Here is a 12,127-nt window from a genome sequence, read left to right as displayed (position 1 = left end):
CGCGTGGCCTGACGCTTCAGTACATCCAGCCCCGCTTGGGCACGTGCTTCAGCTGCCACCACACCGCGGGAAAGATAAAACTCACAGCGCTCTAAAAATGGCTGCCATAGCAATACCGCATAAAAGAAAGCGGGATTGATGGTTTTACCAATTGAAATACGCTGATCTGTATTTTTTGCTGCACGCTCAATAAACGGCGTAATATCAGGCTGGATATCAGCAAATAACTGACGCCAGATACCAAAATCAATCAGCATCGGCAATACCCGGTTCAAATGCCCCATAGTAAAGAGTTTCTGTGACTCGTCATATAGACGGTGCGGAGAAACGTCACGTAACAGCTGGGTCATTTCCGGCGTAAAAATATCCAGAATGGCCTCATCAATATTGAAATTCAGTTTGGCTGCAAAACGTAAAGTGCGCAGCATCCTGACCGGATCTTCCTCAAATCTTAATGTCGGATCACCGAGCAAACGCAAGGTTTTACTTTTGATGTCCTCTACTGCATGACAGAAGTCCAGCACAATTGCTTTGCGCGGCTGGTAATACAGTGCATTAATAGAAAAATCACGGCGGGCAAAATCCTGTTCGATGGTGCCCCAGTTATTGTCACGCAGGATCATGCCCGCAGCAGAGGTAACTGCTTTTTTAGGCGGCGCACGAAAGGTCGCTACTTCCACCAGTTCACGGCCGGAATAGACATGCGCCAGCTCGAAACGTCGTCCGATAATCCGACAACGCCGTCCGAATACCTCTTTGACCTGAGCGGGTGTGGCATTGGTGACAGCATCGAAATCTTTGGGGTTTAAACCCAGCATCAGATCCCGGACACCACCCCCTACAATATAAGCTTCATAGCCTGCCTTGGTTAGGGCATCAATCACATCGAGAATATAAGAAGGTAATTGAGCGGTTGATAAACCACATTTTGACGCGTGCAAAGTTTGCAAAAGACGCTGTCTCCTACGTCTGAACGTAAATTTTTAAGATGACGCTAATCATATCGCTTACACCGCTAAAGGGCAATTTGATTATCTCATTCTTAGCATTCAGATTGATTGGCAATTCATCGTCTCTTCAGTCTGCTTACAGCCCCAGTCTAGCCTTGTTTTTGGCAAATAAAGCTGGCCCGATTCCCTTGACCAGCTGAATATCTTCAATCGTTTTAAATTTACCGTTTTTCTGCCGATACTCAACAATCGCTTGCGCTTTCTTCTGTCCAATCCCATGCAACTGCTGTAACTGCTCCACATTTGCTCTATTCAGGCTAATTTTATCGGCAACCGAAGTGACTGATAAAGCAGGCTTGGCCAGATAGTAATTACTTTCAGAAGCAGGAGAGATCGCTACTTTCTGTTGTAGACGCGCATCCTGTTGCTGCTGCCGGGTTTTCCATTCCGTATAATTTGTTCCATTTGTTCCCGCTGCTTGAGCAGTAGTCGCAATTGACAGATAACCAAGCCAGCAACCGAGCAGAAGAAAATTAATCCATGTCAGACCTGTTCGAGGTTGTAAGGTGTTCATGAGCAGCCCTTTTTTTTAATTCTAATTTGGCCTGTTCCCAGAGCTGATCCAACTCAGCCAGTGACAGACTTTCCAGGTTTAATTGTTGTTTGTCGGCCTGATCTTCCATCAAGGCAAAGCGAGTCCGGAACTTATGGATCGTTCCCAATAATGCCATTTCGCTTGAAACTCCAAGTTTACGGCCGATATTCACCAATGAGAATAAGCAGTCGCCAAATTCTTCCTGTATTTCATCGGAATTCTGTGCAGCTATGGCCTGCTTGAGTTCGCTTAATTCTTCTTCCAGCTTGCCATACGCACCTGCCACATCAGGAAAATCAAAACCAATTTTGGCTACATTCCGCTGAATCTCATCGGCCTGCTGCAATGCTGGCGCATGCTTGACTTGATCCAGGCGTGAACGGGGTTTGCCCTGCTTTTCTATCTGCTTAATTTTCTTCCATAATACTGACACATCTTCAGGGCTCAGCTGTGCAAACTGCTCGGCCTGAAACACATGCGGATGACGACGAATCAGTTTATCGCTAATCGCCTGCACCACGTCCTGAAAATCGAAAGCACCCTGCTCGCTGTACATTTGCGCCTGAAATACCACCTGTAACAGCAGATCTCCAAGTTCATCCCGCACATCTTCAACATTAGCAGAACGTACCGCTGCCTCTACTTCATACGCTTCTTCTATCGCATATCGGGTTAGAGATTCGGGAGTCTGTTGCTGATCCCAGGGGCATTTTTCACGTAACTCACGCATGATCTGGAGTAATTGTTCCACTTTTTAACACCTCATCTTTACCAAATAGCCGCTTTATTCTGCCTATTTCTTGCTATGCTCAAAAAAAAAGACAATAAGGAGATCAAGCACATGCACAGTATATTGATTAGTGGTGCTGCACAAGGAATTGGTGCCGCGACAGCTGCCCTGTTTTACCAGCACGGCTACAAAGTCGGTATTTATGACATTAACGTGGAGCAGGCAGAACAACTGGCCCAGCAACTCGGTGAACATGCCAAGGCCGGCTTTATTGATGTAACAGATTATGCTGGCTGGGAAGCAGCTTTGAGTGAGTTCGCAGCCTGGGCCGGTGAGATTAATATCCTGGTCAATAATGCCGGTATTTTATATTCAGGTCCTTTTGAAAATACCCCCATTCCATCACATCATCGAACCTTGGATATTAATATCAAAGGCACTCTCAATGGCTGTCATGCCGCTTTTCCCTATTTAAAACAGTCCTCTTTCGCCCGGATCATCAATTTATCCTCAGCATCTGCGATTTATGGTCAGGCTGATTTGGCTTCATATGCGACCAGCAAGTTTGCAGTACGCGGCCTGACTGAAAGCCTGGATATTGAATGGCAACCTTATGGGATTCGAGTCTTGGATGTGATGCCACTTTTCGTAAGTACCGCGATGGTCAAAGATATGCAGGCGGAAAGCATCAAAAAAATAGGCGTGCATTTGAAAGCAGAAGATGTGGCGCAGGATATTCTTAAACTCGCGCAGCTCAAAGATTCCATCTGGCAAGTAACCCACCATCCCGTCGGGTTTAAAAGCCGGTTCTTGTTCCATCTCTCCCAAATAAGTCCCCAGTTCGTCAACCGGATCAGTAATCTATGGCTTGCCAAAAAATAAAAAAATAGTGAATATGCTTTTAGACACCTGGATGAATCTGAATAACTGGAAATTTAAAACCCTTGCATGACTGCTCACTTTGCCAAGCCACGCTAAGCATGCAGCCCACGAGAACATAATTTTGATAAGCATACATTCCTATATCTGGATGTTCGCAGCGCCCACCATTTTGCTCCGGATAGACTTGGGTATTCAACTCATTTAAATTTATCCGAATCCCCAATCCTGAAGCCTTCAAGACAGCTTCTTTCGTGGTCCAGACCTTGAACCAGTACTCTGGATCATAATTCAGCTCCTGCCATTGCCTGAGTTCTTCAGGATGAAAAGCGTGTTGTGCCAAGGCTTCGAAACGAACCTTTCGGTCGAGATCTTCAATATCAACCCCTAAGTTCTGAACCTGATGACTGGTTGCCAGAGCATAGAAATTTCGGCTATGACTATGATTAAAGCTGAAATCTGGATGAGTATGGAGATAAGGTTTGCCGTATTCGGCCAGGCTGAAATCCTGCTGATCAATCACGCAACCCAACTGTGTGGAGAGCAACTGGTTACGATAGCCATAAATCCATTGTTTACGCTGCTGAATATAGTTTTTACGATCCAGGCCCTGTAAATGTCTAAGTCTTGGTGCCAGTGCGATCCAATTAATATGAATAATAGACTTCAAAAATAGTTGCCCTTATAAAAATGTTGCATTTAGAGCTTAAAGTATAAATCAAACTAATTGCCTCTCTGACCAAGAGTCAGGAATACCCGAAAATATACTTTAATAAAACTTAAGTAAAACAATAAAATGTAGTGATTAATTAAAATAACACATGAGCTTTAAAGCTATTTTTAATCGCATAAAAACCCGTTACAATTCAGCTACAATTTTATACATAGAAAAACAGAGGGTCATATGTTTAAGCGAATCATACTTAGCACTGCAATTATTACACTATCATTTTCAACCCAAGCTAGCTCTTGGTTAGAAGCTGCTACAGCAGTTATGGGAGCTAGAAACGGCGCAATCATGGATCAGGCTGAAGCCAATATGGAGCGCAGCCGTTTGCAGGCGAATACTGCTGTTGCACGTGCAGACCGTGCTTATGCTTCTAATTATAATCATGCTTCAAATCAAAATAACGGTGTCTACTCAACCACATACTTAAAAGGTTTAGATTGTACCGATTTGGCGGTAGAAGCGCGCAGTTTTGAACGCAGCTTAGAAGCAAGTCAACATGCCCTCAATCAAGCTAATAATCCTGTTTCTAAATTGGCAGGTATTGCAAGTGGTGCACTCTCTGCGTTTGCAGGCCAGTCTCAAACAGTTGCACGCGCAACTGAAATCACCAATGCTTTTACTGGCAATAACAATCAAAATAATATTGCTGCCTCTCAAGCCGATGCTGACGTAGCTTTAGCTAATCTTGAAAATATCCGTATTTATCAAAAAGCAAAAAAATGTTCAATCTAAAACAGGAACAAATAAAAAAGCCTGCTTTCGCAGGCTTTTTACATTTAAATATGGCGATTAACCACGTTTAAATTTCTTCTCTGCTTTCTTGAATTTCTGTACATAACGACGGCGGCGCGCAGCAGTACGTTCGTCTATCTGTGACTTACGACCTTCAAACGGGTTTTCCGAGGTTTTAAATTCGATTTTTACTGGTGTCCCTTCAAGTTTGTACACTTTACGGAAGACGTTTTCCAGATAACGACGGTAATCCGCAGGCGTTTTATCCACCTTGTTACCGTGAATCACGATCGTTGGCGGGTTTTGTCCGCCCATGTGCGCATAACGCATCTTGATTCGGCGGCCCTGTACCGTTGGCGGCTGATGCGCATCGGTTGCATCATTCAGGATTTGGGTCAGTTTGGCCGGTGATACTTTCAGATGAGAAGAATCATAGGCACGGTGAATCGAAGGATACATCTCACCCACACCAGTACCATGCAGGGCCGAAATCAGGTGAATTTTCGCCCAAGGGATAAAGTCAAAGCGGCGCTCGACATCCAGCTTACATTGCTTGCGATCATATTCAGACATGTTGTCCCATTTGTTGATCGCAATTACCATGGCGCGGCCAGCCTCCAGCGCATAACCGATCAGGTGCAGATCCTGCTCCACAATCCCGTCACGCGCATCCACCACAATCACCACCACATGCGCATCTTTCATCGCCTGCAAAGTTTTCACGATGGAGAATTTCTCGATCATTTCATCCACTTTACCTTTACGGCGTACCCCGGCGGTATCAATCAGGGTGTACTGACGGCCGTCACGCTCAAAAGGAATATAGATCGAGTCACGGGTGGTTCCCGGCTGGTCAAATGCAACCACACGTTCTTCACCCAGCAGGCGGTTTACCAGTGTAGATTTACCCACATTTGGACGGCCGATAATCGCCAGACGCAGCCCGGTATTTTTGTCATGTTCTTCCGGGTTTTCATCTTCAGGCACATCCGCAAGCACATCTTCTAACATCTGCTGCACGCCGCGGCCATGGCTGGCGGCTACCTGTAAAGGCTCACCCATTCCAAGCTTATAAAACTCTACCAGCGCAGCTTCTGCATGTACGCCATCTACTTTGTTGGCGACAAGAAAGACTTTTTTGCCAAGGGTACGCAATTCACGAGCAATCTGTTCATCAGAAGCCAGCAGCCCGGCACGTGCATCGACCACAAAAATGATCATGTCAGCTTCATGAATGGCGGTTTTGGACTGCTCCGCCATGTAGGAGTCGATGCCCCCTTCATTTTCACCAATACCGCCGGTATCCACCACAATAAATGACTTATTCTGGTAGACGGCATCGCCATATTTACGGTCGCGGGTCAGGCCGGCAAAGTCTGCCACTAATGCGTCACGGCTCTTGGTAATCTGGTTAAACAGGGTTGATTTTCCGACGTTCGGACGACCAATGAGCGCAATTACGGGTTTCATAGATTAACCTTTATTCAATATCAGGCAGTCTATAGAGGCCTGCACATCAGAAAGTATAGGAAGATAGCGGGTAAATACCCGAAATAAAACACGGGGCATTGAGTTTTCAATCGCCCCGCGGTTCAAAAAATACGGTTGCGCCTAGTTTAACATAAGGCAAGTAAAATTAACGATTCTGCCAGATGCTCAATGCACCCTTACGTGTCGACACATAGAGTTGATTGTCAATCACACGCAAAGTACGGACTTCCCCTGAAGTTTTGGCACGACCGACAATCTGTCCATTACGTGGATCGATCAGATGCAATACACCCTCCAGATCACCCACCACCAGCTCATTCCCCAGCATCACCGGGTTACTCAGCTGACGATTCAACAACTGGTCATTTTCCCAAAGCGGTTGGCCGGTGGTAATTTCATAGGCACTGATTTTACCATTGCTTTGTGCCACAAATACACCATTTCCAACCACTTCCGGACGTTGAATACTACTGGCATCTTCACTCCAGACCACCTGCTGTGAGGCCAGATCCAGTACCGTCACCTGGCCCTGATAGCTGGTGGTCACGACAAACTGTCCAGCCACCACAGGTTCACCATCAATATCCACCAGACGCTGGATATCTGAACGTCCATCCGATACAGCGACACGGCGCTGCATTTTTGGTACACCACTGATCGCGTCGATGACATAAATATAGGCATTAGCAGAGGCAATCAGGATATTACGTGCATCCAGAGGCACAGGAGCAGCCACACCACGTAAGCTGAACTGTACATTCGGCAGGTTATAGGTCCATACCTGTGTCCCAGTGGTGGCTTCATGCGCATACACCGTACCATCATTACTTACCGTAATGACACGTCCCGCATGAATCAGCGATGGCGCTAAAATGGCACCCGTCAACTGGGCAGTCCACTTTTGCTCACCTGTTTTCTGGTCCAGAGCCAGGAGTTTACCTTTGTTGGTGCCTACCACCACGATTCCGTCAGCGGCTTCTACACCTGCACTCAGGGAGTCTTGCGCTACTTTTTTCTGCCAGACACGTTGCTTGCCATTAAATGCGCTCACTTCACCCTTAGGGTCAATTGCAAAAATCAGCCCCTGGTCTGCACCCAGACGCAGACGCAAAGGATCTGCTGCTTCAGTGGCAGAAACATTGGTCGAAAACACCGGAACCAACGTTTTGGCCTGAGTCAATTTAGGCAATGGATTCGGTTTAACTTCTGGGGCTTTATTGGTTTTACCCGCACAGCCCGCAAGTGCAAGGGTCAAAACTGTCAAGGCACAGGTGATTTTATATGTTCTATTCATTCAGTTTCGTCCACTTGTGTTTCTATAATTGGGCGTTCAATCTCAGGATCATCAACCAGCACGCCTACGCTTTCAAGTTTCATTTGTAAAATTTGACGTTCTTCTTTGCGTTCCATTAATGCATCCCATGCACTTTGATATACTTTTTTCGCATTTTCAATATCATTTTTGGCAACATAAATATCACCACGCACTTCATCCGCAGTTGCCTTGAATGCCGGTTCAGTCACTGCATCTAATGTTTTAAGCGCAACATCATATTTTTTCTGAGCCAGCTGTGCATAGGCCAGACGCAACTTCACCACCTGAATCAGACCTGCATCCTTGACTTTCGAGTTTTCAACTTTCTGCAAGGCCTTTTCAGCGGCTGCATAGTCTTCTTTATCATAAGCCAGTTTTGCCATCACCAGCTGGGTCTGGATGGCCTGAGCAGAATCCGGAGCATCTTTGACAATTTTGTCCGCTGTTTCAGACAGCTTAGCAAATGCATCGCCATCCTGGGCTTGCGCGTCATCCATCAACTGCTGCACCTTAGCAGTCTGCATTTGTGCTTCTGCCAGGTTTTTCTTCTGCCAGTATTCCCATCCGAAAAAGGCAATCAACGCAATCAAAATCCCGGTAATGATTGAAGAACCATACTTTTTCGTAAAGGATTTCAAACTTTCAAGTTGATCATCATCACTCATTGCGCTCATGCGATTACCCTTTTCCTAATGTTTTATCGATTATTTTGAAGAAATTTTAGTACTGAAAAATGCAACAAATTCAGCAAATGGCACATTCGTCTGCTCGGCAGTTGACAACTCCTTGACTGTAAAGCTTTGAGCTTCCAGCTCACGCTCACCGACGATCGCTGCATATAAGGCACCCGCCTGATCAGCCTTTTTCATTTGTGATTTCATTGAGCCTTGTGAGCCCACCTTTAAGCGAATCGCACTGCCTGTGGCTTCAAGCTGATCACGGATCTGTTCAGCCAGCACCAACGCTTTGCCCTGGGAGGCCGGATCAGCAACCAGAAATACTTCACAGTCACGTGTTGGCGTATTGTCTTCAACTTGCTCCAGCAGAAGCAATAAACGCTCTATACCCATCGCAAAACCGACTGCTGGGACAGACTGGTCTGCCTTGCCTTTCAACTGACCAACCAGACCATCATAACGGCCACCGGCACATACTGTACCTTGTGAACCCAAATGCGTTGTGGTCCATTCAAAGACTGTCTTATTATAATAGTCCAGACCACGTACCAGCTTTTGATTAATCACAAAGCTGATACCGGCTTCAGTCAAATACTGCTGTAGCTGATTAAAATGCGCCAGCGTGTCTTCACCCATAAAGTCGTGCAATTTTGGTGCATTTTCCAGAATTGACTGGGTCTTGGCATCTTTAGAATCCAGAATACGCAGCGGATTTGTACTTAAACGGCGCTGTGAATCTTCATCCAGATCGGCTTTATGAGCATCAAGGAATTCCACCAGTGCGGCGCGATATGCTGCCCGCTCATCCGATTCACCCAGCGTATTCAGTTCCAGCTGAACCTTGTCAGCTACCCCCATACGTTTCCATAAACGCGCTGTCATCAGGATCAGTTCGGCATCTATATCTGGGGTAGCCACACCAAAGGTTTCCACTCCAAACTGATGAAACTGGCGGTAACGGCCTTTTTGCGGTTTTTCATAGCGGAACATCGGTCCAATGTACCATACACGCGGTGCTGCACCGCGCAACAGGTTATGCTCCAGCATGGCACGGACGCAACCTGCTGTTCCTTCAGGACGCAAGGTCAATGACTCAGGCGGATTCCCTTTGTCCAGAAAGGTGTACATTTCTTTTTCAACAATATCCGTGGCATCACCAATAGAACGCTTGAACAGATTGGTCTGCTCAACCATCGGCAAACGGATTTGTTGATAACCATACGTATCCATCAAGCTTGATAGATGCTGTTCAAGACGTCTCCAAGCCGGGGTTTGCGCTGGGAGAATGTCATTAAAACCTTTGATTGCGACGATTGAACTCATGATCTACTCAGAAAAACCTGTGCGAATAATCTCTTTAGATTTAGCTTTTTCAAGCTCGGAAACACGTTGACGAACCATTGCCTCGATTTCATCAACCAGTTGATTTGTGTCAATTAAATGGCTTTTTTCACCATTACGGTACACCAGTGAGCGTGGACTTGCACCCACTACACCAATATCGGCTTCTTTGGCCTCACCTGGACCATTGACCTTACAGCCGATAACCGAAACATCCATTGGCACGCGCACATCTTCCAGACGCTCTTCCAGAACCTGCATGACCTTGATCACATTAAATTCTTGACGTGAGCAGCTTGGACAAGCAATAAAGTTAATGCCGTTAGAACGCAGACTGAGTGATTTTAAAATATCAAAACCGATTTTAATTTCTTCTTCAGGCTCTGCCGCCAGGGAAATTCGCATAGTGTCACCGATGCCTTCCATCAGCAGGCCACCGAGGGCAATCGCGGATTTCACTGAACCGGTACGATAAATACCAGCTTCAGTCACTCCCAGATGCAGCGGGTTATCAATTTGCTGCGACAGCAAACGGTACGCATCCATGGTTAAGAAGACATTGGAGGCTTTAACCGAAACTTTGAATTCCTGAAAGTCGAGACGATCCAGAATGTCGATATGGCGCATTGCGGATTCAAGCAGAGCCTGGCCCGTCGGTTCGCCATATTTCTTTTGAATATCTTTTTCCAGAGAACCGGCATTCACTCCGATTCGCATGGAAATATCATGATGCTTTGCAGCAGCCACCACTTCACGGATTTTGGCTTCAGAACCGATATTGCCCGGATTGATACGCAGACAGTCCGCCCCATAGTCTGCAACCGCAAGGGCAATCTTATAGTCAAAGTGAATATCAGCAACCAAAGGCACACTGACCTGCTTGCGGATTTCACCAAAGGCGATTGCGGCCTCCATGGTCGGCACAGATACACGCATAATATCCGCGCCCACATCCACACACCGCTGGATTTGTGCAACGGTCGCATCTACATCACAGGTTTCAGTATTGGTCATTGACTGAATACTGATAGGGGCATCCCCTCCCACATAGACAGAACCCACACGGATTTTACGTGTTGAACGACGCTGAATTGGATTAATAATCATTCTTTCGACCTACTCTCACCCTTAACGTGACAAACGGAATTCTGCTTTTCCGTTCACGGTATATGGAGACAATGAAATACTTTCATTATTTAAACTGAGTGATACGGCAGTGGCATCATCCAGACGAATCTGAAATGGCGGCTCACCACTAAGCTGCAAGGTGGAAGCTTGACGGCCAGTCGCCAATACCTTTCCAGTGGAATCCACGATATGAACCGAGGTTGGACGCTGAAAATCCAGTTTTAACTGGTCGCCCATCATGGCTGTGCCATTATCCAGATTTAGAACTTCAATATGAGAAGATGGGTCTGCGGCAATTTCACTGTCATTCTGGCTGTTATTGCTGGACCAGTTTTGTATGATCGTCGTCAATACCCCCAGAATCACCAGTACCGTCAAGGCAATCAAAATGCGTTTTAACCATTTACGGTTACGATCGCGCTTCGAACCCGGAAGTTTCCCCATAATTTTGATCGGAGAATTATTCAGGGCATGATTGGGCAACAGGCCGGTATCATTCGTATAAATTTCATCAAAACGCTGGATGATGCTAGAAGCATCTACCCCCAGAAACTTGGCATAGATACGATAATAGCCCTTAATGAAAGTGGCTTCAGGCAAAGACTTGTAGTCATCCTGCTCAAGCGCAGTCAGGGTTTTTACCGGAATATTCAGCTCATTGGCTGCATCGTCCAGATCGCGTTGCTGATTGATACGAATCTGACGCAAGTACTCACCTGGACGTTGAACATTTCCTAACGCGTTTGGAGCTACGCTCGAATGATTCGATGGTGAATTAGGATTTACTTCCATACGGCCTCAGTACTGTACTGTAATTGCAAATAACGTTGGTATTCCTGGCTTTCAGGAAAGAGTGCACGCAATTGATTAACCAATACCTGCATTCCTAGCCGATCACCATTGGCACGCGCGGTACGAATGCCAATCCAGAGTGCGCGGGCACTCTGATTTTTCTGTCCCACCCCACGCACAAAATGTTCATACATTTGTGTCGCTGCCGGGAACTGCTGGTTCAGATAAAAAATTTCTGCCAACTCTAACATTGATATATATGAATCGCGATTAGCCTGTAGCGCCTGTTTGAATGTTTTTTCAGCATTCACAACATCGCCAGTTTTCAGATAAATACGGCCCATATTCTCCAGGGCACGAAATCGCTGATCATATCCTAAAGTTGCACCCGCAATTTTAAACTGCTCAATCGCATCATTATAGCGCCCAAGCTGATATAAATAGGTACCGTAATTATTTCGCGCCTGTGCATTTTTCGGGTCGGCGGAAATGGCACGCTTGAAATAAGTCTCGGCTTTTTCCAGATTGAGTGGACTGCCTTCCTGCTGAAGCAGCACACCCATCATCATGTTGGCCTGAGAATCACGCGAATTGCTTTCCAGTGCCTGATCGAGCGCACGTTTTGCTGAATCCAGATCACCTGATTTAAGATATTCTGCCGCCAATTGTGTACGGACTTTAGTGGCTTTTTCCGGGTCTTTCTGACCCAGTTCCGGCGTTTGGCACGCGGTTAATCCCCAAAACCCACACAGCACTGAAATCAAAGC

General features: G+C 46.2%; 13 protein-coding genes. 2 read left to right on the top strand and 11 right to left on the bottom strand.

Going from position 1 to position 12,127, the window contains the following annotated elements; all coding sequences use genetic code 11:
* The 3 genes from pcnB to mazG form a co-directional block, all read right to left on the bottom strand.
* Positions 1–950: polynucleotide adenylyltransferase PcnB (gene pcnB, locus E2K52_RS05335; RefSeq protein WP_151204120.1), on the bottom strand; the 950-nt coding region annotated here is incomplete at its 3' end.
* 136 nt (positions 951–1,086) lie between these two features.
* Positions 1,087–1,524 (bottom strand): ComEA family DNA-binding protein, encoded by a 438-nt coding sequence (locus tag E2K52_RS05330; protein ID WP_151204119.1) that lies wholly within the window; start codon positions 1,522–1,524, stop codon positions 1,087–1,089.
* On the bottom strand, positions 1,484–2,296 hold the full coding sequence (gene mazG, locus E2K52_RS05325; RefSeq protein ID WP_151204118.1) for a nucleoside triphosphate pyrophosphohydrolase: 813 nt from the start codon (positions 2,294–2,296) through the stop codon (positions 1,484–1,486). The genes E2K52_RS05330 and mazG overlap by 41 nt, the downstream gene beginning before the upstream one ends.
* A 90-nt stretch (positions 2,297–2,386) precedes the next feature.
* Between mazG and E2K52_RS05320 the strand changes: the two genes are divergently transcribed.
* Entirely contained in the window at positions 2,387–3,157 is a 771-nt protein-coding gene (locus E2K52_RS05320; RefSeq protein WP_151204117.1) for an SDR family oxidoreductase, read from the top strand.
* Between the two features lie 19 nt (positions 3,158–3,176).
* On the opposite strand, the gene E2K52_RS05315 is transcribed toward E2K52_RS05320, so the two are convergent.
* A complete protein-coding gene (locus E2K52_RS05315) occupies positions 3,177–3,824 on the bottom strand; it encodes a 4'-phosphopantetheinyl transferase family protein (protein WP_151204116.1) in 648 nt (215 codons plus the stop codon).
* A gap of 234 nt (positions 3,825–4,058) precedes the next feature.
* On the opposite strand from E2K52_RS05315, the gene E2K52_RS05310 reads away from it, so the two are divergent.
* Positions 4,059–4,616 carry a hypothetical protein gene (locus E2K52_RS05310; protein WP_151204115.1) on the top strand — a complete coding sequence of 186 codons (558 nt, stop codon included), beginning with the start codon at positions 4,059–4,061 and terminating at the stop codon, positions 4,614–4,616.
* 57 nt (positions 4,617–4,673) lie between these two features.
* Here E2K52_RS05310 and der read toward each other — a convergent pair whose 3' ends face one another.
* The 7 genes from der to pilW all read right to left on the bottom strand — a co-directional run bounded on the left by der (position 4,674) and on the right by pilW (position 12,124).
* Complete coding sequence (gene der / locus E2K52_RS05305; RefSeq protein WP_151204114.1) at positions 4,674–6,086, bottom strand: ribosome biogenesis GTPase Der; 1,413 nt, start codon at positions 6,084–6,086, stop codon at positions 4,674–4,676.
* A 166-nt stretch (positions 6,087–6,252) separates the two neighbouring features.
* The gene (gene bamB, locus E2K52_RS05300; protein ID WP_151204113.1) at positions 6,253–7,401 is read right to left on the bottom strand and encodes an outer membrane protein assembly factor BamB; all 1,149 of its coding nucleotides are present in this window, start codon (positions 7,399–7,401) and stop codon (positions 6,253–6,255) included.
* Entirely contained in the window at positions 7,398–8,096 is a 699-nt protein-coding gene (locus E2K52_RS05295; RefSeq protein WP_151204112.1) for a YfgM family protein, read from the bottom strand. Before E2K52_RS05295 ends, bamB begins: the two co-directional genes overlap by 4 nt.
* Before the next feature lie 30 nt (positions 8,097–8,126).
* A complete protein-coding gene (gene hisS / locus E2K52_RS05290) occupies positions 8,127–9,422 on the bottom strand; it encodes a histidine--tRNA ligase (protein WP_151204111.1) in 1,296 nt (431 codons plus the stop codon).
* Between the two features lie 3 nt (positions 9,423–9,425).
* Positions 9,426–10,547 (bottom strand): flavodoxin-dependent (E)-4-hydroxy-3-methylbut-2-enyl-diphosphate synthase, encoded by a 1,122-nt coding sequence (gene ispG, locus E2K52_RS05285; RefSeq protein WP_151204110.1) that lies wholly within the window; start codon positions 10,545–10,547, stop codon positions 9,426–9,428.
* Positions 10,548–10,568: 21 nt separating this feature from the next.
* The gene (locus E2K52_RS05280) at positions 10,569–11,360 is read right to left on the bottom strand and encodes a helix-turn-helix domain-containing protein (protein WP_151204109.1); all 792 of its coding nucleotides are present in this window, start codon (positions 11,358–11,360) and stop codon (positions 10,569–10,571) included.
* Positions 11,351–12,124, bottom strand: coding sequence for a type IV pilus biogenesis/stability protein PilW (gene pilW / locus E2K52_RS05275; protein ID WP_373688388.1), 774 nt, complete (start codon positions 12,122–12,124; stop codon positions 11,351–11,353). Before pilW ends, E2K52_RS05280 begins: the two co-directional genes overlap by 10 nt.
* Positions 12,125–12,127 lie beyond the last annotated feature (3 nt).

The organism is Acinetobacter sp. RF14B (assembly GCF_006864105.1).
In the GTDB taxonomy this organism is placed as follows: domain Bacteria; phylum Pseudomonadota; class Gammaproteobacteria; order Pseudomonadales; family Moraxellaceae; genus Acinetobacter; species Acinetobacter lwoffii_C.
The sequence above is the reverse complement of the archived record's forward strand: the minus strand, read 5'-3'. Positions and strand labels throughout refer to the sequence as shown.

Bases quoted from the DNA above. Each gene is read 5' to 3' on its own strand.
- E2K52_RS05295 (WP_151204112.1), bottom strand. From the start codon at position 8,096: ATGAGCGCAATGAGTGATGATGATCAACTTGAAAGTTTGAAATCCTTT.
- E2K52_RS05310 (WP_151204115.1), top strand. From the start codon at position 4,059: ATGTTTAAGCGAATCATACTTAGCACTGCAATTATTACACTATCATTT.
- E2K52_RS05280 (WP_151204109.1), bottom strand. From the start codon at position 11,360: ATGGAAGTAAATCCTAATTCACCATCGAATCATTCGAGCGTAGCTCCA.
- der (WP_151204114.1), bottom strand. From the start codon at position 6,086: ATGAAACCCGTAATTGCGCTCATTGGTCGTCCGAACGTCGGAAAATCA.
- bamB (WP_151204113.1), bottom strand. From the start codon at position 7,401: ATGAATAGAACATATAAAATCACCTGTGCCTTGACAGTTTTGACCCTT.
- E2K52_RS05330 (WP_151204119.1), bottom strand. From the start codon at position 1,524: ATGAACACCTTACAACCTCGAACAGGTCTGACATGGATTAATTTTCTT.
- E2K52_RS05320 (WP_151204117.1), top strand. From the start codon at position 2,387: ATGCACAGTATATTGATTAGTGGTGCTGCACAAGGAATTGGTGCCGCG.
- hisS (WP_151204111.1), bottom strand. From the start codon at position 9,422: ATGAGTTCAATCGTCGCAATCAAAGGTTTTAATGACATTCTCCCAGCG.
- ispG (WP_151204110.1), bottom strand. From the start codon at position 10,547: ATGATTATTAATCCAATTCAGCGTCGTTCAACACGTAAAATCCGTGTG.